Raw genomic sequence first — 23693 nt, 5'->3', positions numbered from 1 at the left:
CAATGTCACCGCTGGGTACTTTAGCGAATCTGCGGCAAAATCTCGGAATTATTGTTTCGATCGTCTCGTTTTTCGAGATTTATGATGGTTTATTCAGAGATTCCTCCCTCCGAGGAGACCGAACAGGCTGCCACTCCGGGGCTGCGCCTGCTGCAATTGCTGGAACTGGTGTGCTCCGCGTCCGAGCCGCAGACCCTGGTCGACATCGTGCGCCTGAGCGGCCAGCCCAAGCCTTCGGTGCACCGGATGCTGCAGCAGCTGGAGGTCGGCGGCTTGCTGGCGCGCGGAGGCGATGGCCGGCGCTATGCGATCACGCCGCGCCTGATGCGCTTCGCCGAGACCGTGCTTCGCAGCAGTTCCTCGACCGGCGTGAGGCACGCGGTGCTGCGCCAGCTGGTGGCCGATGTCGGCGAGACCTGCAACCTCACGGCGCTGTCGGGCGCCGAGGTGATCTACCTCGACCGCGTCGAGACCGCCTTCCCGCTGCGGCTCGAGCTCGGGCCCGGCTCGCGCGTGCCGCTGCATTGCTCGGCCAGCGGCAAGCTGTTCCTGGCGCACCTGCCGAAGCCGCAGCGCGAGCGGCTGCTCGACGGGCTCGGCTACCAGCGCTACACCGCCCACACGCTCGGATCGCGCGAGGCGCTCGAGGGCGAACTCGAGCGCATCCGGCAGGACGGCCATTCGGTCGATGCCGAGGAATTCATCGACGGCCTCGTGTGCGTCGCGGTGCCGGTGCGCGACGACGCCCACGGCCCGGTGCGCTGCGCCGTGGCGCTTCAGGCGCCGGCGGTGCGCATGCCGCTGCCGCAGGCGCTGCAGCAGCTGGACAAGCTGCGCATCGCGGCGCAGGGGATTGCGCGCGCGATGCGCTGATACGAGCATGAGCAACCAACAGCCGATGACGCCAGGCGTCCGTGTTCAACCCAAGAAGGCGGCAGTCAAGCATCCGACCTCCATCGCCGCCTACATCCGGGCTGCGCCGCGCGAGGGCCAGCCGCATCTGCGCCGGCTGTACGCGATCCTCAAGGAGGTCGCGCCGCAAGCCGAGGAGGCGATCAAGTGGGGAACCCCTTTCTTCGTCGAGCCGCGCTTCCTGTTCGCGTTCTCGGCGCACAAGGCGCACCTCAACTTCGCGCCCACCGAGTCGGGCCTGGCGGCGTTCGGCAAGGAACTGGAAGCGCACAAGACCACCAAGGGCATGCTGAAGATTCCCTACGCCCAGAGCCTGCCCGAGGACCTGATCCGCAGGATCGCCACGTACCGTGTCCGGGTCGTGGCGGAACGCGAAGACGACGCCTTCTGGTGAATCCGCACCCGCAGGCTTCAGGACTTCGGCTTCTTCGACGCCTTCGCCTTGCCGGCACTGTTGAGTGCGGCCGCCTCGCGCATGAGGGCCTTGAAGGCGGGCTCGTCGACTTCGTCCGCTTCGTGGATGTCGATCGCGCGGCGGACATTGCCGTCGAGGCTGGCGTTGAAGAGATGGCTCGGATCCTTCAGCGCCGCGCCCTTGGCGAAGGTGAGCTTCACCTTGTCCTTGTAGGACTCGCCGGTGCACAGGATGCCGTCGTGCGACCACACCGGCGTGCCCATCCACTTCCACTCCTCGACGACTTCCGGCACCGCTTCGTGGATCAGCTTGCGCATCCTGCCCAGGGTCTGGCCGCGCCAATCCCCGAGCTCCGCGATTCTTCGGGAGATGAGTTCCGATGCCGACTGGCCTGGGTTCTTGTCCGACTGGGTCATGTGTCCGCCTTGCAATTTCCGTGGAGTCCCTTTGAAGGCACCGGAGGATAGCCCGCCTCGGCGCAAGATCAAGAACGTGACGTCATCGAGCGCCGGATGAACGCCACCTCGGCACCAGCCGCTCGTCGATCGCCCAGTGGGGGCGGCCGGGCTCGATGCGCACGCCGCCGACCCAGCGCGCGGCGGCTGCATGGTCGGTCCAGCAGGCCTCGCCGGCGAGGATGCGCCGGCCCAGCGCAGTCAGTTCGAGCGGCCGCCGGGGCCAGTCCAGGTGAGCATCGAACTCGCGCAGCAGCGGCGCGGGTGCGTCGATCAAGGCGCGCACCAGCACATGGAACATCAGGTCCCCGAGAAAGGGCAGCGGTTCGCGGTGGCCATGCGACTCGGCGAAGACCTGGCCCAGCGTGGGCCGGCCGAGCTCGTCGACGATCTGCAGCACCAGCCGTTCGGTCAGCGACAGTCCATCGCGCAGCGAAGGCAGCTCCAGCAGTTGGCGCCGCAACGCCGGTGCCAGGAACGGCAGCGAGGGCGTTTCGCCCGCGGCGATCTCGGCCCAGGCCTCTGGCGAGGGCGCGCGGTAGGCCTTCCAGGCGCGGCGCGCCAGTGCCAGCGCATCGGCGCCGAGCGGACGGCGCTGGGGCCACAGCCAAGCGAGCAGATCGGGCGCCAACTGGCCGATGCCGATGAAGCGTTCGACGCTGGGGATGCGGTCGACTTCGATCAGCTCCAGCTTCTCGGGCGGCGTCGTCAGTCCGGCCAGCACCGCGATCAGGAACAACTGGTCGTAGGCGTCGGCGTCGCACCAGAGCACCGCCCGCCTGGCTTCGCCGATGCGCGCCAGGCCGCGATATTCATCCTGCATGCGGCGCTGCGCGTCGGCGATCGGCATGCCGAAAGCGCTGCTCACGAAGGCGCTGCGGAGGGCCAGGAACTCGGCCTCCGGCAGCTCCGGCGCCGGCCCCATGCACAGAGGATCCGCGAACATGTGGAACTCGCCGCGAAAGCCGGCGAGCTGCAGCGAGTGGGCGATGTCGTTGCCGCAGCGCCAGTGCTGCGTGCCGGCCTCGTCGTCGGCCGCGAAGCTGGGATGCCGGGCCGCGAAATCGACCGCATCGGCATGGGCCTTGAGCCTGGGCCAGCTCGCAAAGCCGTGCTCGCGCGCGATCAGCCATTGCGCGTCGGCCAGTCGAGGTACCGCTGGCAGGGGCGCCTGGCGTGCGAGGAGGGCCAGCTCGGCGAGCGCCGAGCCGTCCTTGAGCCGCAGCAGAAGCTCCTTGGCGCGCTTGCGTTGCTGCTCGAGGTTGATGTGGCCGCTGTGGGCCGAACTGCGATGTTCGCTGGACATACGATCTCCGGTGTCGGCCGTGTCCGCTGGAGGCCGGGAGTCGCATGGAATGCGATTCGGGTTCGAACCTGGGCGCAGCCCTTTCCGCGGACGGGAGGCGTGGAGAACGCCAGCGCGGATTCTAAACAGAGGCCTTGCAGGAGGCCGCCTGCATGCCTCACGCGGCTTGGCCTACCCGCATCCGCAGTCGCCTGCTGCACTTTGCTGATCGGGCGCGTCCCACGCAAAACGATTCCAGGAGCAATGCATGCAAGACCACCTCATCCCTGCGGCAGAACTCGCGCAGAAGGCCAGGACGCCATTCCCCGGCGCGTCCGCCGCCTACGACGCCGCGCGCAAGGCCCTGCTGGCCGAAGAGATCGAGTTTCGCCGCCACATGACGCGGCTGGTCGAGCAGCGCCGCGCGCTGCCCCCCGGGCCCGTGATCGAGAAGGACTACCGCTTCAAGGACGAGCAGGCGTTCGAGGTGGGACTGCGCGATCTCTTCGGCGACAAGGACACGCTCGTCACCTACTTCTGGATGTACGGGCCGCAGCGCGAAAGGCCGTGCCCCATGTGCACCAACTGGCTCGGCGCGGTGAACGGCAATGCGGCCGACATCAAGCAGCGGGTGGCGCTCAAGATCCTGGGTCGCTCGCCGGTGGATCGTCAGTTCGCGTTCGCGCAGGAGCGCGGTTGGCGCGACCTGAACTTCGTGCAGACCATCGGCGACGACTACGCCAACGACCTCGGCCTGCTGACCCCCGACGGGAGCGAATACCCGGCCCTGGTGGTCTACCGCCGCGAAGGCGACGAGGTGCGGCTTTTCTGGGCGGCCGAGATGACCCGCGAGATGGCGGACCCCGGACAGGACCCGCGGGACGCCCCCGACATCGCTTCGCTGTGGTCGGTGCTCGACCTGACGCCCGGGGGGCGCGGCAGCGATTGGTACCCCAGTCTCAACTACTGAGCGCGCCCCGCGCTCAGGTGGCGGCCGCCTGCGCCGTATCGGGCATCGGCCCCACATAGCGCCCGCGCGGCCGGATCACCTGCGCCACGCCCAACTGCTCGAGGCTGTGTGCCAGCAGCCCCACGCTGCGCGCCGTGGCGAACAGGCCGAAGGCCGCATCGGCGGGCAGCCGATGGTGCGCCACCAGGGCCGCCAGGGCGACGTCGATATTGGGCTGCAGGCCGGTCAGCTGCGTGACCTTCTCGATGAAGCGCGCGATCGCCTCCGGAGGTTCGAACAACGCCAGCAGGGCGGCCGCGCGCGGATCGCCGTCGGGATAGAGGTGGTGGCCGAATCCTGCCAGTGGCAGGCCGGTCGACAGGTAGTGGGCCACCACCTGGTCATCGCCGAGGCGCTCCACTTCGCTGAAGAGCGCCTGGACCCGGCCCGAGGCATCGCCATGCAGGGGACCCGACAGCGTGGTGAGGCCGGCCAGAAGGCAGGCCGGCAGCGAGGCGCCGGTCGAGGCCGCGATGCGGGCCACGAATGCCGAACTGGTCAGCTCGTGGTCGACCAGCAAGACCATCGCCGTGCGCAGCAGCTCCGCCACCTGGGCCGATTGCTTCCAGCCTTTGGCGAAGCGCAGATGCAGGGGCTGCTGTCCGGGCCGGGCACCGAACTCGGTTGCCAGCTGGCCCACCAGGCCCTGGCCCTCGGCGTGCAGCACCCGGGTCAGGCGTCCCCGCGTGGAATGCCCCGCGGCCGCCATGCCGGCCAGGAAGGTGAAGGCGGCGACGCGCCCGGGCTTGTCGGCGCGCATCGGCGTCGCGCACGAGAAGTCGACGGCCTGCCCGGCGTCCCACAACAGCTGGGCCACGTCTTCCAGGTCGGCCGACCGGGCGAGGGCCACGGCATCCTGGCCCCGGTAGTAGGGGCGGCCGCGAAAGAAGGCGCAGAGCGCGGTCGGAATGCTGGGCTCCGAGCCGAACAGCGTGTTGGCGGCCAGTGTCTCGTGCTTGCGGCCGGCCTGCTTGCGCCGGGCGAGGCCGGCGACATCCTCGGCGCGGTAGAGGCTGCGGCGGGTGTCGGTCGGGTCGGGCATGACTTCGAGCTTGCCGCGGCTCACGTAGGCGTAGACGGTCTGCGCTTGCACGCCGAGGCGCTCGCATGCCTCGCTCATCGAAATCCAGGATGCCATGGCCGGGGAAGAAGTTTTATGTTGATTTTATACATCAAGATTGACGATTAAATCAACGATTAACTAGCATGCAGGCATGAAACCCCAGGTCCTGCAACTCAACCCGATCCTGATCCCCGAGATCAACGAAGAACTCGCCGCGCGCTACACCGTCCACAGGTATTTCGAGGCCAGCGACCCGCAAGGCTGGCTGCGCGAACATGGCGCATCCATCGATGCCGTCATCACCGGCGGCCACACCGGGATCTCGCGCGCCATGCTGGAGCAGTTGCCCGGCATCAAGGTCGTGGCGGTCAATGGCGTCGGCACCGACGCGGTCGATCTCGCGTATTGCCGGGAGCGCGGCCTGCCCGTCACCGCGACCCTGGGTGCGCTGACCGAAGATGTCGCCGACCTTGCCATCGGCCTGCTGATCGCCGCCTGCCGGAACCTGTGTGCCGGCGACCGCTTCGTGCGCGACGGCCAATGGGAGCGCTTCCCGCAGCCCAGCGCCATCCCGCTGGCGCGCCGTTTCAGCGGTATGCGGGTCGGCATCGTCGGCATGGGGCGGGTAGGGCGTGCGGTCGCGCTGCGTGCGGCGGCCTTCGGCTGCCCGATCGGCTATACCGACCTGCGCGCCATGGACGACATCGCGCACCGCTTCGTGCCCAGCCTGGTGGACCTCGCGCGCGACTCCGACGCGCTGGTGCTGTGCGCAGCGGCGGACTCGGCCGAAGGCATCGTCGACGCCGCGGTGCTCGATGCGCTCGGACCGCGCGGCTTCCTGGTCAACGTCGCCCGCGGCCGCCTGGTCAACGAGGCCGACCTGACAGCAGCGCTTGCCGCCGGTCGCATCGCCGGCGCGGGCCTCGACGTGTTCGTCGACGAACCCCGCGTGCCGCTCGCGCTGCGCCAGTCCGACAGCGTGACCCTCCAGGCGCACCGCGCCAGCGCCACCTGGGAGACCCGGACCGCCATGGGCGAAATGGTGCTGGCCGGTATCGCCCAGGCCCTCGCAGGCGAACGCCCCGCGATGAGTCTCACCACCTGAGCCGCAGGGCGAGCCCACATGAGCGATCTCGTCTTCCCCGCGCCGGCACCGACGCGCCTGCCCGTGGCGGGCAGCTCGGCGGCCTTTCCGGTGGGCCGCGTGTTTTGCATCGGCCGCAACTACAGCTGGGCCGTCGGCGAGCCGAAGCCGCGGGAGATGCCCGCCTGGTTCATGAAGCCCGCCACCGCCGTCGTGCCCGCGCACGGCCTCCTGCCTTGGCCACCGGGGACCGGCGATTTCTGCCATGAGATCGAGATGGTGGTGGCCATCGGACGCGGCGGACGGGACATCGCCCCGGCGCAGGTGGAGCCGCATCACGTCTGGGGCTATGCCGCCGGACTGGATCTCACGCGGCGCGACCTGCAGCAGCAGGCCAAGCGTGCCGGTGGTCCTTGGGAGGCCGCCAAGGCCTTCGACCACTCGGCCCCCTGCACGCCGATCGTGCCGGCTGCGACCTGCGGCCACCCGAGGCAGGGGGCCGTGTGGCTGGCGGTCAACGGCATCGAGCGCCAGCGCGCCGACTTGTCCGAACTCTTGTGGCCGGTGCCTGAACTGGTCGCCATGCTGTCGAGGTCGATCGCGCTTGCGCCCGGCGACCTGATCTTCACCGGCACGCCTGCGGGCGTGGGCCCGCTTGCGCCCGGCGATGTCCTGAGCGCGGGTGTCGCGGACATCGGCCGCATCGCCATGACCGTGGACCGCGCGCCTGCGCCCATCCTTGCCGTCCACCCATCCGCATCACCCCATCAGGAGACTTTCCCTTGAGCGCAACCACTTCCAAGAAGATCGCCCTGGTCACCGGCGCCGGCAGCGGCATCGGCCGCACCGCCGCCCTCGGACTGCTGGAGGACGGCTGGGCCGTCGTGCTGGCCGGCCGTCGGGCCGAGCCCCTGCAGGCGCTGGCGGCCGAGGCCGAGACGCGGGGCCTCATCGCCATGGCCGTGCCCACCGATGTCACCGACCCCGACAGCGTGCAGGCGCTGTTCGCCGCCATCGAAGGCCGCTTCGGCCGGCTGGACCTGCTGTTCAACAACGCCGGCGTCAACGCCCCGGCGCTGCCGATGGACGAACTGCCGCTGGAGAAATGGTTCAGCGTGCTCGACACCAACGTGACCGGCGTGTTCCTGTGCGCGCGTGCTGCCTTCGGCCTGATGCGCCGTCAGTCGCCGCAGGGCGGACGCATCATCAACAACGGCTCGATCTCGGCGCACACGCCGCGTCCCTTCACCGCGCCCTACACCGCCAGCAAGCACGCGGTGTCGGGCCTGACCAAGGCCCTGGCTCTGGACGGCCGCGCATTCGGCATCGTGGCCAGCCAGATCGACATCGGGAATGCACTGACCGAGTTGTCCGAGCGGATGACGCGCGGGGTCCTGCAGGCCAACGGCACAGTCGCGCCCGAACCCATGATGGACGCCAGGCACGTGGCCGACGCGGTGCGCCACATCGCCGCGCTGCCGTTGAGCGCCAACGTGCTGAACATGACCGTCATGGCCAGCGCCATGCCCTTCGTCGGGCGCGGCTAGACCCATCGATACCAGTAAAAAAAGGAGACTCCCATGCAACTTGCTTCCCTCGTCAAGGTCCTTGCCGTCTCGGCTTCGCTGGCCATGGTGCCGGCACTGGCATCGGCCCAGGCCCAGCCCTATCCGAACCACGCGATCAAGATCATCGTGCCCGCCCCGCCGGGCGGCGCGATCGACACGATCGCCCGCGTGGTCGGCGACAAGCTCGCGCTGTCGATGGGCCAGCCGGTGGTGGTCGACAACCGGCCCGGCGCCTCCAACAACCTCGGCACCGACGTGCTCGCGAAAGCGGCGCCCGACGGCTACACGATCGGCATCGTGGGCGGCAGCCACAACACCAACAAGTTCCTGTTCAGGAACCTGGGCTGGGATCCCGAGAAGAGCTTCGAGCCGATCGTCTACACGCACGAGGTGCCGCTGGTGTTCGCCATCTACCCGCAGATTCCCGCCAGGACGCTGCCCGAATTCGTGGCCTGGATGAAGGCCAATCCGGACCAGGCCAAGGTGGCGACCTCGGGTCGCGGCAGCGCGCAGGAGATGGCGGCCGAGATGTTCCGCATGGCCAGCGGCGCGCAGATGCTGCTGGTGCCCTACAAGGGTTCCTCGGCGGCGCATCCGGATCTGCTGGCCGGGCGCACCGCGCTCTACATCGACACGGTCAGCGCCATCCAGTCGCAGGTGAAGGCCGGCAACGTCCGCGCCGTCGCGGTGTCGACGCGCAAGCGCAGCAGCTCGCTGCCCGATGTGCCGACCGCCGAAGAACAGGGGCTCAAGGGCTACGACGCCAACACCAATGGCGGCTTCCTGGCGCCCGCCGGCACGCCCAAGGCGATCGTCGCCAAGCTCAATGCCGAAATCAACGCGGCGCTGAAGCTGCCCGATGTGCGGGCCAAGCTGGAGGCTGCGGGCATCGAGATCCAGGGCGGAACGCCGCAGGAGTACGCCGCGCTGATCAAGTCCGACCTCGCCAAGTGGGGCAAGGTCGTCAAGGAGGCGGGCATCCAGCCGGAGTGAGTCCGCCGGCGTTCGTGCTCAATCCGCGATCTCGGCCCCGCGCTCCATCAGCAGCGCACGCAGGAAGGAGCGATGGCAACGCGACTCTTGCTCGCAATAGCAGCCGACCGAGAGGGCGCTCTGGTGCGACAGCGCGGCCAGCAGGTCCAGGCTGCGGCTCGCATCCGGCTCGGCCATCTCGCTCTTGTACTTGCGTCCGAAGGCAGCCCACTGCGCGGGCACGCCCGAGGCGATGGCGGCCTGCGCCTGCTTCATGGTCTCGACCGAGGGTGCGAGGTTGGGGTACCAGACGTCGTACCAGTTCTGCGACGCGAACTCGGCCTTGGGCACGCCGCGCGGCGGGCGCCGCACGGTGCCGATGCGCAGGCCCTCGCCGGGTGCGCGGTCGCTGCCGAGGCGAACGATGCGGATGGGCATTTTCTTGTTCCTCCTTCTTGGACTGTCAGGTGCCGACGATACCGCCGTCGCGCCTTCGCACCACCACGGTCGCCGAACGCGGCCGCGCGCTGCCGGGCAGCGTGCCGTCGGGCCAGGCGCTGTTGGGCGTGCCGCTCGTGCCCTCGCGGGTCTCGCCCGGGTGCTGGATGTTGACGAACAGGCTGCGGCGGTCGGGCGTCAGCACGCAGCCCGTGACCTCGCAGCCGCTGGGCCCGACCAGGAAGCGCTTGATGCGCCCGCTCGCCGGGTCGGCGCACAGCATCTGGTTGTTGCCCAGCGCGGCCATCGGCCCCTGGCCGATCGCGCGTCCGCTCATGTCGGTCTGGATCCACAGCAGGCCGCCGCTGTCGAAGTGCAGGCCGTCGGGGCAGCCGAAGGCGTCGGCCTCGGCGCTCGGATAGCGCGCGCCGGCGCCCGGCAGATCGGGGTCGCCGGCCAGCGCGAAGTGATCCCATGCGAAGGAGGTGGCGGCCGCATCGCCACCGGCCTCGCGCCAGCGCAGGATGCCGCCGAAGATGTTCTCGGCTCGGGGGTTGGCGGCATCTGCCGCCGGCATTCCGGGCCGGCCGCGCGACACGTTGTGGGTCAGCGTGACATAGACCTCGCCGCTCGCCGGATCGATCGCGATCCACTCGGGCCGGTCCATGCGCGTGGCGCCGACGATGTCGGCCGCCCGCCGCGCATGGATCAGCACCTCGGCCTGGCCGGCGAAGCCGCTGTCCGCATCGACGCCGCCGAGCCCGTGCCGCAGTTCGAGCCATCGGCCGCGGCCGTCGTCGTCATAGCGTGCGACGTGGAGCGTGCCCCGGTCGAGCAGGTCGCGATTGGCGGCCCGGGCCGCCGCATCGCTGCCGGGCCGCACCTTGTCGCGGCTGACGAACTTGTAGATGTACTCGAAGTTCGAGTCGTCGCCCATGTAGACCGCGAGCCGGCCGTCCTTCGTGAGCGTGCAGGTCGCGCTCTCCTGGTGCTTGCGGCCGAGCGCGGTGCGCTTGACCGGCGTGGACGCCGGGTCGAAGGGATCGATCTCGACCACCCAGCCGAAGCGGTTCGATTCGTTCGGGTTCTTCGCCAGGTCGAAGCGTTCGTCGACGCGCCAGTAGTCGACCCACGAGCCGGCGCCGAGCCCGTAGCGCTGCTGCGCCGCGCCGGCAGTCGGCAGCGCCTCCTTCGAGGCACCGAAGTAGACCTGGAAGTTCTCCTCGCAGCTCAGGTAGGTGCCCCAGGGCGTGACGCCCATCGCGCAGTTGGCGAAGGTGCCGTAGACCCGTTCGCCGGCCGGATCGGCGGCGGTGCGCAGGAGCGGGCTGCCTCTGGCGGGGCCGGCGATGCGCATCGGCGTGTGGCCGTGGATCCGGCGGGCGAAGCGGGACGGCAGGACCTGGCGCCAGCCGTCGGGGCCGAGTTCGACCTCGATCACCGAGACGCCCATCGCATGCAGCGACTTGCGGGCCTTGTCGGCAGTCATCGGCCGGGCGCCCTCCGGATGCAGCAGTTGCTCGTCGGTGTACTCGTGGTTCATCACCAGCAGGCCGCGATCGGCGCGGCCGTCCAGCGCGAAGAAGTGCATGCCGTCGTGGTGCATGCCGGCCTGCAGCGCCTGCTCGGCGGCGCTGTTCGAGGCGTCGGGCGCGAAGGCCGGCATGGCACCCGCGATGCCGGTCGGCGCGCCCCAGGGATAGAGCAGCCTCGCCTCGTAGCCGGGCGGCACCGTGACGGCATCGCGAAGGGTGGCGGGCACGGATTCGAAGCCGAGTCGGCCGTCGCCGGCCGGCCGTGCGCGCGCCTCGCCGACCAGGGCGACGAGGGCGGCAGCGCTCCCGGAGCGAAGGAACTGGCGGCGGGCGATCGGCATGAGGGCTTCTCTCTCTGTCTCTCTGTTGACTGGGCGACAGCCGCATCATCGCCGAGCCTCCATACTCGCTCCACCGTAGCCCAACCGAACACCAGGAGACACCGTGAACGACCGCATCGAATCCATCCGCCACGCCGACGGCGTGGTCGAACTCCACATGGCGCGCGCAGACAAGATGAACGCGCTCGACCCGGCCATGTTCGACGCCCTGATCGACGCCGGCACCCGCCTGCGCGACGACCCGACGGTGCGGGCGGTGGTCCTGGCCGGCCGCGGCAAGGCCTTCTGCGCCGGGCTCGACATGAAGTCCTTCGAGCGCATGGGGGACGGCGCCGCGTCGTCGGTGATCGGGGAGGGCGCTGCCAGCGCCGACATCATGGCGCGCACCCACGGCATCTCGAATGCGGCGCAGCAGGTGGCCATGGTCTGGCGCCAGGTGCCGGTGCCGGTGATCGCCGCGGTGCATGGCGTGGCCTTCGGCGGCGGCTTCCAGGTGGCGCTGGGTGCCGACGTGCGGCTGGTCGCGGCGGACACGAAGATGTCGGTGATGGAGATCAAGTGGGGCCTGGTGCCCGACATGGGCGGCATCGTGCTGATGCGCGAACTGGCCCGCGACGACGTGGTGCGCGAGCTGACTTTCACCGGCCGCATCTTCTCGGGCCAGGAGGCGGTGGCGCTCGGCTTCGCGACCCGTGTCGCGGCCGATCCGCTGTCGGAGGCGCTGGCGATGGCGCACGAGATCGCATTGAAGAGCCCCCACGCGATCCGCGCCGGCAAGCGGCTGCTCAACGCGGCGATGGTGCCGGGCGCGGCCGAACTGCTGCTGGCGGAGTCGCTCGAACAGAAGGCGCTGATCGGCAGCGCCAACCAGACCGAGGCGGTGCGCGCCAACGTCGAGCGGCGGGCGCCGCGCTTCAGCGACCCGCAGCCCGCGCGTTGAGGCGCTGCCTCAGATCCCCTTGAAGCTCAGCCATTCGGCTTCAGGCGCGCGATCGCTCACGAGGCCGTTGACCGCATGGTCCGGATCGCGATGGCCGATCGCCATGCCGCAGAACAGCATGCGACCGGCCGGCAGCTCGATCGCCGCGCCGACGGTCTGCGGGTAGATCGCCCAGCACTCCTGCGCGCAGCTGTCCAGCCCCTCGCCGCGCAGCAGCAACATCACGGTCTGCAGGTACATGCCCAGGTCCGACCACTGCGGCGGGCCCATGCTGCGATCGACCGAGCAGAACAGGGCCAGCGGGGCGCCGAAGAAGTCGAAGTTGCGGGAGAACCAGCGGCGCCGGGCGGCCTTGTCCTCGCGCGGGATGCCGAGCCGCGCGTACATGGCCTCGCCGACCTGGAAGCGGCGGTCGCGCCAGGGTGCGCGCAAGGACGGCGGATAGATGTCGTACTCGGTCGCTTCGGGTTCGTCGCCCCGCGACAGCTTCTCGCGCAGGGTCGCCCTCAGCGCCGCCAGCGCATCGCCGGCGACCACGTCGATGTGCCAGGGCTGCAGGTTGCCGCCCGAAGGTGCGCGGGCCGCTGCGCTCAGGACCCGGCGGATCGTGTCGCCGTCGACCGGCGTGGGCAGGAAGGCCCGGATGGAATGGCGGCTGGCGACGGCTTCCTGGATCTGCATGGTGTTCGCTTAGAAGTGGTCGGGCGAGTTTAAGCAGGGCGTAAGGACACAAACGGCATACTGTCGCCGTGGCCATGAACCTACTCCATCGGTTGGCAGCCGAACAACTGCCCGTCGCCGTCACCGCAGGTGCGGAGGTCGACGCCGTGCGCGTGCTCAGCATGGCGGGGCACATCAGGGCCACGATCCCCAAGCCCTTGCGCACGCTGGACGGCTACACCCAGCCGCCGGCCATGGTCAACGAGATCACCTCGCTCGGCAGGACGATGTTGAAGCGCTTCCCTTGCCGCTGAGAGGCGATGCGCTGTCGGCCTACAGGCATTCGCGGCGCCATCGGCGACCCGCCTCCGGCCCGCCGGCATAGACTGCCGGCATGCACTCCTCGAAGCACTTCCGACTGAAAACGCTCGCGCTCGGCCTGGCCTTCATGGCCCTCGCCGCCTGCAGCGAGCGATCGGCGAACGAAGCCGAACGCACCGCCGCCGCGGCCGGCAACAAGGCCGCCGAACTGGCCGAAACCGCACGCGACAAGACCCGGGCCTTCGTGACCTCGCCCGAGACCCGGCAGGATGCCGCGGCCGTCAAGGATGCCATCAAGAACGCCGGCACCGCCGCCGTCGCCGGGATCGACGATGCCGCGATCACCCTGTCGGTCAGCAAGGCCCTGGCCCGCGACACCGAACTGAGCGCCAGCCGCATCGATGTCGAGACCCGGCGCGGCGTGGTGCACCTGCGCGGCCCGGCGCCGAGCGCCGCGGCCAAGGCCCGCGCCAGCGAACTCGCCGGCAGCGTCCAGGGTGTCACCACGGTCGACAACGCGCTCGAAGTCAAGGCTATGTGAGCTCAGTCCCAGGCCGGGGCCAGGCCCTCGGGACTCACCAACCGGCCGTTGCGCTCCAGCGCCGCCATCTGCGCCATGTCTTCCTGGCCGAGGCGAAGCTGTTGCGCGCGCAGGTTGCTCTCGAGGTTGACGCGCTGCGTCGACGAGGGGATCACCGCATGGCCCAGTTGCATGGCCCAGGCCAGCGTGACCTGCGCCGGGGTCGCGCCATGCGCTGCAGCGATGCGCTCGATCACCGGGTCCTTGAGCACCGCGCCGTAGCCCAGCGTCATGTACGAAGTGATCGCGATCCCGTGGCTGCTGGCGAACTCCGCCACCTTGCGGTTCTGCAGATAGGGATGCAGTTCGACCTGGTTGGTCGCGATCTCCTCGGCACCGACCGCCGCGATCGCTTCGCGCAGCAGCGCGATGTTGAAGTTCGACACCCCGATCTGCCTGGCGAGTCCCCGCGACTTGGCTTCGGCCAGCGCGCCCATGAACTCCGCCACCGGCACCGCGCCTCCCGGCGAGGGCCAGTGGATCAGCACCAGGTCGGCATGGTCGGTGCGCAGCTTCTCGAGGCTGTCCTCGAGACTGGCGACCAGCTTGTCGGCGGCGTAGTTGTCGGTCCAGATCTTGGTCGTGACGAAGAGCGCGTCGCGCGCCACGCCGCTCTCGGCGATCGCCTGGCCGACCTCGGCCTCGTTGCCGTAGATCTGCGCGGTGTCGACGGCACGGTAGCCGAGCTCGAGGCCGGTCGCGACCGAATCGATCGCCGCCTGGCCCTTGAGGCGGAAGGTGCCGAGGCCGAAGGGAGGAATCTTGCTGTTGTTCATGAACTTGTCCTGGGGTGGTTGAAATCGATGGAGGGAGAAGCGGGGCGCCTGCGGTCCAGCCGACCGCTCCAGGCGGTCAGGGCCAGCGCGACCAGCACCACCAGGGCGCCGATCCATCCGGCGTGGATCAGGCCCAGGTGCGTGACGACCAGGCCACCGGCCCAGGCGGCGCCGGCGATACCGAGGTTGAAGGCGGCGATGTTGAGGCCGGAGGCTACATCGACCGCATCCGGCGTGTAACGCTCGGCCTGCTGCACCACGTAGACCTGCAGCCCGGGCACGTTGCCGAAGGCGACCGCGCCCCACAGCAGCACGGTGGCCAGCGCCAGCCACTTGTGCGGCGCCGTGAAGCTCAGCAGCAGCAGCACGGCCGCGAGCAGCGCGAAGATGATCTTCAGCGCCGGGATCGGGCCCAGCCGGTCGGCCAGCTTGCCGCCCCAGATGTTGCCGGCCGCCACAGACAGGCCGTAGACCAGCATCACGCCGCCGACCGCGCCGGGGCTGAAGCCCGACACCTCGGTCAGGATCGGCGCCAGGAAGGTGAACGGGATGAAGGAGCCGCCGTAGCCGATCGCGGTCTTGGCGTACACCAGCAGCAGGCGCGGCTCGCCCAGCACGCGGAACTGCTGCGCCAGCGAGGCCGGCGGCGTGTGGCGGATGTCCTTCGGCACGAACAGCGCGCTGCCGACGAAGGCGACCACGCCCAGCGCAGAGACCGCGAGGAAGGTCTCGCGCCAGCCGAAATGCTGGCCGATGAAAGTGCCCAGCGGCACGCCGGTCACCAGCGCCACGGTGAGGCCGGTGAACATGATCGCGATCGCGCTGGCGGCCTTGTCCTTGGGCACCAGGCCGGTCGCGATGGTCGATCCGATCGAGAAGAACACGCCATGCGCGAGCCCGGTCAGGATGCGCGCCGCGATCAGCGTCTCGTAGCCCGGCGCCTTCCAGGCCAGCAGGTTGCCGAGCGTGAAGAGCGCCATCAGGCCCAGCAGAAGCGCCTTGCGCGGCAGCTTGCCGGTGAGCGCGGTGAGCACCGGCGCGCCGATGGCGACGCCGAGCGCGTAGAGGCTCACCAGCAGGCCGGCCGAGGGAAGGCCGATCTGCAGGTCGGCCGCGATGGTGGGGATCAGGCCGACGATCACGAACTCGGTCGTCCCGATGGCGAAGGCGCTGAGGGTCAGCGCCAGCAAAGCAATGGGCATGAATGCACTCCTTGGAATCAGGGTGCGAGTGTGGCGGCGGAACCTTTGCAGAAAAACACCAGCTCAAGCAGAATATATTTGACTGAAAAGCAACAATCAAAAGGAGCCGGGACTTGAAGACGACGGTGGAAGAACTGCAGGCCTTCGCCGCGGTGGTCGATGGCGGATCGATCACCGCCGCTGCCGAGCAGCTCGGCCAGACCGTCTCGGGCATCAGCCGGGCGCTGGGCCGGCTGGAGCGCAAGCTGGCCACCACCCTGCTGCGGCGGACCACGCGCCGACTCGAGCTGACCGAGGAGGGCCGGGCCTTCCTGGCGCATGCGCGCGCCATCCTGAACGCGATCGACGACGCCGAGGAGCAGATGGCCGCGCGACGCCAGCAGCCCGCCGGGAGGCTGCGCGTCAACGCGGCGTCGCCCTTCATGCTGCATGCCATCGTTCCGCTGGTGCCGGCCTTCCGGCGCGCCTACCCGCAGATCGAGCTGGAACTCGACAGCGACGAACTCAACATCGACCTGCTGGAGCGCCGCACCGACATCGCGATCCGCATCGGCGCACTGCGCGACTCGACACTGCACGCCCGCCCGATCGCCACCAGCCGGCTGCGGGTGCTGGCCAGCGCAGGCTACGTCGCCGAGCACGGGCGGCCGAAGAACCTGGCGGCCCTCGCGCGCCACACGCTGCTGGGTTTCACGCAGCCCGAGTCGCTCAACCGCTGGCCGCTGCGCGGGCCGCATGGCGACGAATGGCCGATCGCGCCGGCGCTCACCGCGTCGAGCGGCGAGACCCTGCGCCAGCTGGCGCTCGCCGGAGCAGGCATCGCCTGCCTGGCCGATTTCATGACCGCCGCCGACTGCGCCCGCGGCGACCTGGTGCAGCTGCTCGCGCGCGACACGGTGGAGGTGCGGCAGCCGATCAACGCCGTGTACTACCGCAACACCCAGCTGACCGCGCGGATCACCTGTTTCCTCGACTTCATCGGGGAGCGCCTGGGCGGCGGCGGGGTTCTGGAAAACCCTGTATGAAATGAGATCAACTGCCTGAAAAAAATACAGTCGCGTTGTTTTCGTTTCAGGCGAAGCATTGATTTTGAAGAAGATTCCCTGCGAAAACGATGCGACGAAGGGTGGCATGAACTGTGCAAGTTCCAGCCAATGTATTCAGGAGGCCTCGCCATGCAACCCCCCAATCCTGCCTTCTCCGCCGACCCGATCCTCGACGCCGACATCGCGGTGCTGCGCTTGTGCGACCGCACCACCAACCTGCTGCGCGTGAACGAACTCAACACCGTGCGCGACCTGGTCCGGCTGCCGGCGCGCAAGCTGTTCGCGCTGTCGCGGCTGGGCCGCAATTCGCTGCGTGAGATCGTCGACAGCATCGACCGCCAGGGCCTGCGCCTGGCCGACTGAAGCCCCCGCACGCCACTGCGTGCGCTTCTCAGCGGCCCTGGTTGAGGCGTTCCAGGCCCTGTTCGGTCAGGAACTTGCCGCCGTCGCGGTCACGGCCGACCAGGCCGTTCGAGAGCAGGCGCTCGGACACGCTGATCGAATCGGTCGGCGAGCGCCGCGCGTGGGCCTCGAGCAGGGCCTGCAGCGTGCGCCATTGTTCCTCGTTGAGCTGAATCTTCTTGACCAAATGAATCTCCGTCGACGCGCCGGAGTGTGGCGCAAACGGCGGCCCGATTCCTCCCCCCTCCAGACGAGGCGCGAAGCTGGTAAAACGGCAGCCGACCTCGAATGAATCCAGCCTCCACATCCCCCTCGCCGGCGCCGCCGCGCCCGATCCGCTTCGCGGCCACGCTGATCGTCCTGCGCGACGGGGCCGATGGCCTCGAGGTCCTGATGCTGCGCCGCGCCGAGAAGGAAGGCGACCAGAACAGCGGCGCCAGCGTCTTTCCCGGCGGCGGCGTGGATCCTCGGGACCGGCTGCTGCATCCGCGCTGCGCCGGTCTGGACGACGCGATGGCGAGCCGGCGGCTGGCGTTGCCGGCCGCTGGACTCGACTTCTACGCCGCGGCGATCCGGGAGTGCTTCGAGGAAGCCGGCCTGTTGTTCGCCTGCGGCGCCGATGGCCTTCCGGTCACGCTCGACCACCTGGCCGACGACCAGATCTCGGCGCTCCGGGCAACCACGGAAGAGGGCGCCGAATCGCTGCTCGGGCTGTGTGTCGAGCACGGCTGGCGGCTGGCGGCCGACCGGCTCGCCTACTTCGCCCACTGGCTCACGCCACCGGGCATGCCGCGGCGCTTCGACACCCGTTTCTTCGTCGCGCTGGCACCGGCCGGCCAGCAGGCCCGCCCCGACGGGCGTGAGACCGTGGAGCACTTCTGGCTGCGGCCGGCCGAGGCGCTGGCCCCGGCGCGCGGGCTGCGCCTCATGAACGTGCAGCGCCGCGTCCTTCAGCAGCTCGACGCCTTCGACAGCGCCGAGGCTTGCCTGGCGCATGCCCGTGCCTTGCAGCAGATCCCGCTGGTCATGCCGCGCCGGGCGCTGGCCGCGGACGGCCTTCGTGCCGTGAATCCGGGCGAACCGGCCTATGCGGAGATCGCCCGCCTCGATCCGGAAGGCGAGGGCCACGCGCGCTGCGAACTGGCCGATGGGCTCGCGATGTTCCTGTCGCCGCGGGTGCTGCGGGTGACCGCGCGCCGGGCCGGCGCGCTGGTCAATGGCTACCTGGTCGGTGGCGAGCGCAACGAATGGGCGCTGATCGACCTCGATGCCGGCGACGAGCGGCATCGGTCGATGCTGATGGCGTCGGCGCCGGGACCGGTGCGCTGGGTGCTGTCCTTGCGCGAGCCGCCGTCCGTGGCCGGCGAGGGCATCGACCTCGGGGGCTGCAGGCTGCGCCGGCTCGAGCAAGGCTTCCTGCTCGAGGAGGAGCGGATGCTGTTCGCCGCCGAGGCGGATTCGATGCCGGCGCCTGCCGGCATCGAGGTCGAATGGCTGGCGCTGCGCAGCGGCTTCCTGCTGCGGGCCTGATCGATCGGCCTTGCCGGGGCGGGGGCGCTTCATGGCCCCGTTGCGGAAATCATGTGGGATGGCGCGGCGGACAGGAATCGAACCCGTAACCCCCAGCTTAGAAGGCTGGTGCTCTATCCGGTTGAGCTACCGCCGCGCAGAGAAAAAAGGCCCCGACCGGGCCTGCGCGGGGCAGCGGCTGGGGGTTTGCGATTCTACGGTGACCCGCGACGCCGCCGTGCGGGCCCCGCAAGGACGGGCCATACTTCTGCCCGTCGGGGCGCAGCTGCCCCGGGCAGGAGGTTCGCCGTGACCTTGTCCTCTACCGACGCGCTCTTCGCCGGCTCGATCCCCGAGCTGTACGAGACCTACCTGGTGCCGCTGATCTTCGAGCCCTACGCGCTCGACCTTGCGCGCAGGGCGCAAGCGACGGCACCGGCACGCGTCCTCGAGACCGCCGCCGGGACCGGCGTGCTGACCCGCGCCCTGGCGCAGGCGCTGCCTGCATCGGTCGAACTGGTCGCCACCGACCTGAACCCGCCGATGCTGGCGCGCGCCGCCGCCGTGGGCACCGCCCGGCCCGTGACCTGGCAGCAGGCCGACGCCTTGCAGCTGCCGTTCGGCGACGCCGCATTCGATCTCGTGGCCTGCCAGTTCGGCGTGATGTTCTTTCCCGACAAGGCGGCCGCCTTCGCCGAGGCGCGCCGCGTGCTGCGGCCCGGCGGGGCGTTGCTGTTCAATGCCTGGGACCGGATCGAGGAGAACGAATTCGCCGCGGTGGTGACTGGCGCGCTCGGCCTGCTCTTTCCCGCCGATCCGCCGCGCTTCATGGCACGCACGCCGCACGGCTACTTCGATCGCGACCTGATCGCGCGCGACCTGGCTGCCGGGGGCTTCGGCGCCTCGCCCGAGTTCGAGACCGTGACCGGACGCAGCCGTGCTGCGACGCCGATGTTGCCGGCCATCGCCTACTGCCAGGGCACCCCGCTGCGCAACGAAATCGAGGCGCGCTCCCCGGACGGCATGGCCGCCGCGACCCAGGCCTGCGCGCAGGCGCTCGAAAAGCGCTTCGGTGCCGGGCCGGTCGAGGGGAAGATCCAGGCTCAGGTGGTGCTGGTGAGGAAGTAAGGGCCGGATCACGCGGAAAGCAAAACGCCTGCAAGCACCGAAGTCCTTGCAGGCGTTCACTTTTTTGATGGTCGGGGCGAAAGGATTCGAACCTTCGACCCTCTGGTCCCAAACCAGATGCGCTACCAGGCTGCGCTACACCCCGACGAGCCTTCGATTCTAACCTGCGAATCGAGGGGTCGCAGCCGGACCGCGTTCATCGGCGTTGATATTGCGTCTTGCCGAACAGGATTTCGCGCTCCTTGTCGCCCGTGATCGGTTGCCGCAGGTCGGCCAGCACCTTGACGCCGCGCTGCACCGCGGGCCGCTCGGCGATGCCTTCGAACCACTTCTTCAGGTGCGGATAGTCGTCGAGCACGATGCCCTGGTTCTCCCAGCTGCGCAGCCACGGGAAGATCGCGATGTCGGCGATCGAATAGCTCTTGCCGGCGATGAACTTGTTGCTCGACAACTGCCTGTCGATCACGCCGTAGAGCCGCTTGGCCTCGTTGCTGTAGCGGTCGATGGCATAGCCGATCTTCTCGGGCGCGTAGATGCGGAAGTGGTGCGCCTGGCCGAGCATCGGGCCGACCCCGCCCATCTGGAACATCAGCCACTGCAGCACCTCGTAGCGCGCGCGGTCGCCGGTGGGCAGGAACTTGCCGGTCTTGCCGGCCAGGTAGACCAGGATCGCGCCGGACTCGAACAGCGAGATCGGCTTGCCGTCCGGCCCCTCGGGATCGGTGATCGCGGGAATCTTGTTGTTCGGGCTGATCTTCAGGAATGCGGGTTCGAACTGGTCGCCCTTGCCGATGTGGACCGGGTGCGCATGGTAGGGCAGGCCGCACTCCTCCAGCATGATGTGGACCTTGTGGCCATTGGGCGTGGGCCACGAATAGACGTCGATGGGTGCTTGGCTCATGTCTGGGAAATCCGAGGGGTGATGACGAGGCCGGCCAGCATAGCCGCGGCCGCGGTTTCCTGCAGGCCGCCCCCGGGTTCGGCCTATCCGACCTGGCTCCCGTGCGCGTAGCACCACATCCAGTCCTCGTCGGGCTCCAGCGATGCGACCACCGCGTGCCCGGTGGCATGGAAATGCCGGGTGGCGTGCCGGTTTTTCGATGAATCGCAGCAGCCCACGTGGCCGCAATGGACGCACAGGCGCAGGTGAACCCACTCGTCGCCGAGCGCGAGGCATTCCTCGCAGCCCTCCGAGGAGGGCGGCACGATCACGTTCGGCACGTGGGAGCAGGGATAGACGGACATCGGGGGCTTCTCCTTGCGGGCAGCGATGCGTGTCAGGCGGCCGTCTTCGCGGCGGCCGCCAGGTGTTGATGGATCAGCGCAACCACCGCGGCGCCTTCGCCGATGGCGCCGCCGACGCGCTTGACCGAGCCCGAGCGCACGTCGCCGACCGCGAACACGCCCGGCACGCTGGATTCGAGCGGAGCGGCGGTCTTGGCCGGAAATCCGCCGCGCGCCACCTGGCCCGTGAGCACGAAGCCGTGCTTGTCGAGGGCGACGCCGCAGCCTTCGAGCCAGTCGGTCTCGGGCACCGCGCCGATGAAGAGAAAGATGTTGCGCGCCGGGCAATCTTCGAGCTGGCCGCTCTGGCGGTCGCGCCAGGTCGCGCCGTTCAGGCCGCTGCCGGGTTCGCCGTGCAGCGACACCAGTTCGGTGTGCGGATGCAGCTCGATGTTGGCAGTGGCCTCGATGCGATCGATCAGGTAGCGCGACATGGTGGCGGCCAGCGAGGGGCCGCGCACCAGCACGTTCACCTTGGCCGCGTGCTGCGACAGGAACACCGCCGCCTGGCCCGCCGAGTTGCCGCCGCCGACCAGCGCGACCTCCTGGCGGGCGCAGAGCCTGGCCTCCAGCGCGGAGGCCCAGTACCAGATGCCCCGGCCCTCGAAATCGGCGAGCCGCGGCACCTCGGGCCGGCGGTAGCGCGCACCGCTGGCGATCACCAGCGTCCTCGACTTGAGGCGCCGGCCGTCCGCCAGCAGCACCGAGACTTCACCGCGGGTTTCGGCATCGGTGCAGTCGAGCGACTCGACCTGTGCCGGGATCAGCATCTCGACGCCGAACTTCTGCGCCTGCACATAGGCGCGGCCGGCCAGCGCACCGCCCGAGATGCCGGTCGGGAAGCCGAGGTAGTTCTCGATCCGCGCACTGGCGCCGGCCTGGCCGCCGAAGAAGCGGCAATCGACCACGATCACGCGCAGGCCCTCGGAAGCCGCGTAGACCGCGGTCGCCAGGCCGGCCGGCCCGGCGCCGACCACCAGGACGTCGAAGACGTCGTCGCGCGCGAGGCTGTCGACCATGCCCAGGCAGCGGGCCAGCGCGTGCTCGGTCGGGTTCGTCATGACGCTGCCGTCGGGGCAGACCACCAGCAGTTCGGCTTCGCCGTACTGCTCGAGCAGCGCCGCGGCATCGGCGTCCTGGGTGGCGTCGACCACGTGGTAGGGGTGGCCGTTGCGACCCAGGAAGTTCTGCAGCCGCATCACGCCGGCCGATTCCGGCGGCCCGATCAGGACCGGCCCGCTGGCGCCCGATTCGATCAGGGCCACGCGGCGCAGGATCATCGCGCGCACCAGCCGTTCGCCGAGGTCGGCCTCGGCGATGATCAGCGCCCGCAACTGGTCCGGCGGCACCAGCAGGGTCTCGACCTCGGTCTCGGCGTGGCCGTCGACCAGCGCGGGGCGGCCCGACAGCTGGGCGATCTCGGCCAGGAACTGGCCCGGCCCCTGCCGCTCGATCGGCACCACGTGCCCGAGGCCGTCGCGCTGGGTGATCGCCACCAGGCCTTCGAGCACCACGAACATCCCCGGGCCCGGCTCGCCGGCCCGGAACAGGCAGTCGCCCAGGGCGTAGCGCCGCACGCTGCCAAAGCGCCGGATGCGCCCGATGTCCGCGGCGCCCAGCACCGGAAACATCTGGTGGCGGCGGGTCTCGACTTCGATTCTTGTTTCGGTGGCCATCAAAACTCCATGGATCGCAACTGCGGCATTAAACGCCGAAGCGGCCGGCGCCGGGCCGCGTCATTCAAATGACTTCGAACCGACATGCGCCTTTCATGGCTGCTGACCAGACTGCCACCGCAGAAAGGGTCCCCATGAAAGAACTGCCCACACCGACCTTCCCGTTCCACCAGCTGGACCTGCGCGGTGCACTGTGGCCTGCGCCGGTTCCGGCCAGCCGTTCCGATGCAATAGCCGTGCCGCGCGCGCCTGCCGACGCTGCCGCAAGCGCCGGCATCGAGGTGAGATGGGCCCGTCACCTGGACGAAGTGCGCGCCGCCCAGCGCCTGCGCTACGAGGTGTTCGCGGGCGAGATGGGTGCCCGGCTGGCAACGCCGATCCCGGGCCACGACATCGACCTCTTCGACGACTTCTGCGAGCACCTGCTGGTGCGCGACGCGGCCAGCGGGCAGGTGATCGGCACCTACCGGGTGCTGACGCCGGCCCAGGCCCGGCGCGTCGGCAGCACCTACAGCGACATCGAGTTCGACCTCACGCGGCTGCGCGACCTGCGCGAGCGCATGGTCGAGCTGGGCCGCAGCTGCGTGCACGCCGAGCACCGCCAGGGCGGCGTGATCCTGGCGCTCTGGGGTGCGCTGGCCGGTTTCATGAACCGCAACAAGCTCGACACCATGATCGGCTGCGCCAGCATCCCGATGTCGCACCACGGCGTGACCCGCGGCGATGCGGCGGCCAGCATCTGGCGGCAGCTGTCGGCCACGCACATGGCGCCGATCCAGTACCAGGTGCAGCCGCGCCTGCCGCTGCCGGTGCAGCAGCTGGACGACGCGCTCGAGGTCGAGCCGCCGGCACTGATCAAGGGCTATCTGCGCGTCGGCGCCAAGGTGCTGGGCCCGCCGGCCTGGGACCCGGACTTCAACAGCGCCGACCTGCCCATGCTGATGCGCATCGACGAGCTGCCGGCCCGCTACAGGCGTCATTTTTCGGGCCGCTGAGCGCTGCCGGCCTGTTGGAATTCGTCACGCAATCGTCACAAAAGTGTCATGTTCGGACTCGACACTGGCATGCTGCAATCGTGGAGCATTCCCGCGA

General features: G+C 69.6%; 27 protein-coding genes and 2 tRNA genes. 15 read left to right on the top strand and 14 right to left on the bottom strand.

Translation table 11 applies throughout. The annotated features are described in order from the left end of the window. Positions 1 to 84: 84 nt before the first annotated feature. Both QTI45_RS22145 and QTI45_RS22140 read left to right on the top strand, forming a co-directional pair. Complete coding sequence (locus tag QTI45_RS22145) at positions 85 to 873, top strand: IclR family transcriptional regulator (protein WP_286655913.1); 789 nt, start codon at positions 85 to 87, stop codon at positions 871 to 873. 7 nt (positions 874 to 880) lie between these two features. Continuing rightward, positions 881 to 1306: an iron chaperone gene (locus tag QTI45_RS22140; protein ID WP_286655912.1), complete on the top strand. Its 426-nt coding sequence runs from the start codon at positions 881 to 883 to the stop codon at positions 1304 to 1306. Positions 1307 to 1323: 17 nt separating this feature from the next. Here the strand turns inward: QTI45_RS22140 and QTI45_RS22135 are convergent, their stop codons facing one another. Together QTI45_RS22135 and QTI45_RS22130 are read right to left on the bottom strand one after the other, a co-directional pair. After that, on the bottom strand, positions 1324 to 1743 hold the full coding sequence (locus QTI45_RS22135; RefSeq protein WP_286655911.1) for a DUF1801 domain-containing protein: 420 nt from the start codon (positions 1741 to 1743) through the stop codon (positions 1324 to 1326). 82 nt (positions 1744 to 1825) lie between these two features. Then, complete coding sequence (locus QTI45_RS22130) at positions 1826 to 3088, bottom strand: DUF1835 domain-containing protein (RefSeq protein WP_286655910.1); 1263 nt, start codon at positions 3086 to 3088, stop codon at positions 1826 to 1828. Positions 3089 to 3335: 247 nt separating this feature from the next. On the opposite strand from QTI45_RS22130, the gene QTI45_RS22125 reads away from it, so the two are divergent. Beyond that, positions 3336 to 4037, top strand: a complete 702-nt coding sequence (locus QTI45_RS22125) for a DUF899 family protein (RefSeq protein ID WP_286655909.1) — start codon at positions 3336 to 3338, stop codon at positions 4035 to 4037. 13 nt (positions 4038 to 4050) lie between these two features. Here QTI45_RS22125 and QTI45_RS22120 read toward each other — a convergent pair whose 3' ends face one another. Beyond that, positions 4051 to 5196: a citrate/2-methylcitrate synthase gene (locus tag QTI45_RS22120; protein WP_286655908.1), complete on the bottom strand. Its 1146-nt coding sequence runs from the start codon at positions 5194 to 5196 to the stop codon at positions 4051 to 4053. A gap of 94 nt (positions 5197 to 5290) precedes the next feature. On the opposite strand from QTI45_RS22120, the gene QTI45_RS22115 reads away from it, so the two are divergent. The 4 genes from QTI45_RS22115 to QTI45_RS22100 are packed head-to-tail and all read left to right on the top strand — an operon-like array spanning position 5291 to position 8784. Beyond that, positions 5291 to 6244, top strand: coding sequence for a 2-hydroxyacid dehydrogenase (locus QTI45_RS22115; RefSeq protein ID WP_286655907.1), 954 nt, complete (start codon positions 5291 to 5293; stop codon positions 6242 to 6244). A gap of 18 nt (positions 6245 to 6262) precedes the next feature. Beyond that, positions 6263 to 7009, top strand: coding sequence for a fumarylacetoacetate hydrolase family protein (locus tag QTI45_RS22110; protein ID WP_286655906.1), 747 nt, complete (start codon positions 6263 to 6265; stop codon positions 7007 to 7009). Further along, positions 7006 to 7770, top strand: coding sequence for an SDR family oxidoreductase (locus QTI45_RS22105; protein ID WP_286368100.1), 765 nt, complete (start codon positions 7006 to 7008; stop codon positions 7768 to 7770). Before QTI45_RS22110 ends, QTI45_RS22105 begins: the two co-directional genes overlap by 4 nt. 33 nt (positions 7771 to 7803) lie before the next feature. Further along, the gene (locus QTI45_RS22100; protein WP_286368099.1) at positions 7804 to 8784 is read left to right on the top strand and encodes a Bug family tripartite tricarboxylate transporter substrate binding protein; all 981 of its coding nucleotides are present in this window, start codon (positions 7804 to 7806) and stop codon (positions 8782 to 8784) included. Between the two features lie 18 nt (positions 8785 to 8802). On the opposite strand, the gene QTI45_RS22095 is transcribed toward QTI45_RS22100, so the two are convergent. Beyond that, positions 8803 to 9201, bottom strand: coding sequence for a DUF488 domain-containing protein (locus tag QTI45_RS22095; protein ID WP_286655905.1), 399 nt, complete (start codon positions 9199 to 9201; stop codon positions 8803 to 8805). A 25-nt stretch (positions 9202 to 9226) separates the two neighbouring features. Further along, the gene (locus QTI45_RS22090) at positions 9227 to 11077 is read right to left on the bottom strand and encodes a PhoX family protein (RefSeq protein ID WP_286655904.1); all 1851 of its coding nucleotides are present in this window, start codon (positions 11075 to 11077) and stop codon (positions 9227 to 9229) included. A gap of 103 nt (positions 11078 to 11180) precedes the next feature. On the opposite strand from QTI45_RS22090, the gene QTI45_RS22085 reads away from it, so the two are divergent. Next, a complete protein-coding gene (locus QTI45_RS22085) occupies positions 11181 to 12017 on the top strand; it encodes a crotonase/enoyl-CoA hydratase family protein (RefSeq protein WP_286655903.1) in 837 nt (278 codons plus the stop codon). A gap of 9 nt (positions 12018 to 12026) precedes the next feature. Here the strand turns inward: QTI45_RS22085 and QTI45_RS22080 are convergent, their stop codons facing one another. Next, positions 12027 to 12698 (bottom strand): nitroreductase, encoded by a 672-nt coding sequence (locus QTI45_RS22080; protein ID WP_286368095.1) that lies wholly within the window; start codon positions 12696 to 12698, stop codon positions 12027 to 12029. 74 nt (positions 12699 to 12772) lie between these two features. Between QTI45_RS22080 and QTI45_RS22075 the strand changes: the two genes are divergently transcribed. Together QTI45_RS22075 and QTI45_RS22070 are read left to right on the top strand one after the other, a co-directional pair. After that, positions 12773 to 12991, top strand: coding sequence for a hypothetical protein (locus QTI45_RS22075; protein WP_286368094.1), 219 nt, complete (start codon positions 12773 to 12775; stop codon positions 12989 to 12991). 80 nt (positions 12992 to 13071) lie between these two features. Then, positions 13072 to 13539 carry a BON domain-containing protein gene (locus QTI45_RS22070; RefSeq protein ID WP_286655902.1) on the top strand — a complete coding sequence of 156 codons (468 nt, stop codon included), beginning with the start codon at positions 13072 to 13074 and terminating at the stop codon, positions 13537 to 13539. Between the two features lie 2 nt (positions 13540 to 13541). On the opposite strand, the gene dkgB is transcribed toward QTI45_RS22070, so the two are convergent. Together dkgB and QTI45_RS22060 are read right to left on the bottom strand one after the other, a co-directional pair. Continuing rightward, positions 13542 to 14354 carry a 2,5-didehydrogluconate reductase DkgB gene (dkgB, locus tag QTI45_RS22065; RefSeq protein ID WP_286655901.1) on the bottom strand — a complete coding sequence of 271 codons (813 nt, stop codon included), beginning with the start codon at positions 14352 to 14354 and terminating at the stop codon, positions 13542 to 13544. Further along, a complete protein-coding gene (locus QTI45_RS22060; protein WP_286655900.1) occupies positions 14351 to 15556 on the bottom strand; it encodes an MFS transporter in 1206 nt (401 codons plus the stop codon). The genes dkgB and QTI45_RS22060 overlap by 4 nt, the downstream gene beginning before the upstream one ends. A 113-nt stretch (positions 15557 to 15669) precedes the next feature. Here QTI45_RS22060 and QTI45_RS22055 point away from each other — a divergent pair, with 113 nt between their 5' ends. Continuing rightward, positions 15670 to 16581: a LysR family transcriptional regulator gene (locus QTI45_RS22055; RefSeq protein ID WP_286655899.1), complete on the top strand. Its 912-nt coding sequence runs from the start codon at positions 15670 to 15672 to the stop codon at positions 16579 to 16581. Between the two features lie 150 nt (positions 16582 to 16731). Next, positions 16732 to 16965, top strand: a complete 234-nt coding sequence (locus QTI45_RS22050) for a DNA-directed RNA polymerase subunit alpha C-terminal domain-containing protein (protein WP_286368089.1) — start codon at positions 16732 to 16734, stop codon at positions 16963 to 16965. A 28-nt stretch (positions 16966 to 16993) separates the two neighbouring features. Here the strand turns inward: QTI45_RS22050 and QTI45_RS22045 are convergent, their stop codons facing one another. Next, positions 16994 to 17191 (bottom strand): hypothetical protein, encoded by a 198-nt coding sequence (locus QTI45_RS22045; protein WP_286368088.1) that lies wholly within the window; start codon positions 17189 to 17191, stop codon positions 16994 to 16996. Positions 17192 to 17292: 101 nt separating this feature from the next. Between QTI45_RS22045 and QTI45_RS22040 the strand changes: the two genes are divergently transcribed. Further along, the gene (locus QTI45_RS22040) at positions 17293 to 18534 is read left to right on the top strand and encodes an NUDIX hydrolase (RefSeq protein ID WP_286655898.1); all 1242 of its coding nucleotides are present in this window, start codon (positions 17293 to 17295) and stop codon (positions 18532 to 18534) included. Between the two features lie 59 nt (positions 18535 to 18593). Here QTI45_RS22040 and QTI45_RS22035 read toward each other — a convergent pair. Beyond that, a tRNA-Arg gene (locus QTI45_RS22035) sits at positions 18594 to 18670 on the bottom strand. Between the two features lie 152 nt (positions 18671 to 18822). Between QTI45_RS22035 and QTI45_RS22030 the strand changes: the two genes are divergently transcribed. Continuing rightward, positions 18823 to 19641 (top strand): class I SAM-dependent methyltransferase, encoded by an 819-nt coding sequence (locus QTI45_RS22030; RefSeq protein ID WP_286655897.1) that lies wholly within the window; start codon positions 18823 to 18825, stop codon positions 19639 to 19641. A gap of 68 nt (positions 19642 to 19709) precedes the next feature. On the opposite strand, the gene QTI45_RS22025 is transcribed toward QTI45_RS22030, so the two are convergent. The 4 genes from QTI45_RS22025 to QTI45_RS22010 form a co-directional block, all read right to left on the bottom strand. Beyond that, positions 19710 to 19786 (bottom strand) — tRNA-Pro (locus tag QTI45_RS22025). Positions 19787 to 19837: 51 nt separating this feature from the next. Beyond that, on the bottom strand, positions 19838 to 20542 hold the full coding sequence (locus QTI45_RS22020) for a glutathione binding-like protein (protein WP_286368085.1): 705 nt from the start codon (positions 20540 to 20542) through the stop codon (positions 19838 to 19840). Between the two features lie 83 nt (positions 20543 to 20625). Further along, on the bottom strand, positions 20626 to 20886 hold the full coding sequence (locus QTI45_RS22015) for a UBP-type zinc finger domain-containing protein (RefSeq protein ID WP_286368084.1): 261 nt from the start codon (positions 20884 to 20886) through the stop codon (positions 20626 to 20628). 32 nt (positions 20887 to 20918) lie between these two features. Continuing rightward, positions 20919 to 22601 carry an FAD-dependent oxidoreductase gene (locus QTI45_RS22010; RefSeq protein ID WP_286655896.1) on the bottom strand — a complete coding sequence of 561 codons (1683 nt, stop codon included), beginning with the start codon at positions 22599 to 22601 and terminating at the stop codon, positions 20919 to 20921. Between the two features lie 134 nt (positions 22602 to 22735). Between QTI45_RS22010 and QTI45_RS22005 the strand changes: the two genes are divergently transcribed. Continuing rightward, positions 22736 to 23596 carry a GNAT family N-acetyltransferase gene (locus QTI45_RS22005; RefSeq protein ID WP_286655895.1) on the top strand — a complete coding sequence of 287 codons (861 nt, stop codon included), beginning with the start codon at positions 22736 to 22738 and terminating at the stop codon, positions 23594 to 23596. Positions 23597 to 23693: the final 97 nt, after the last annotated feature.

Origin of the sequence: Variovorax saccharolyticus, assembly GCF_030316765.1 — a bacterium.
GTDB lineage: Bacteria > Pseudomonadota > Gammaproteobacteria > Burkholderiales > Burkholderiaceae_C > Variovorax > Variovorax saccharolyticus.
The sequence above is the reverse complement of the archived record's forward strand: the minus strand, read 5'-3'. Positions and strand labels throughout refer to the sequence as shown.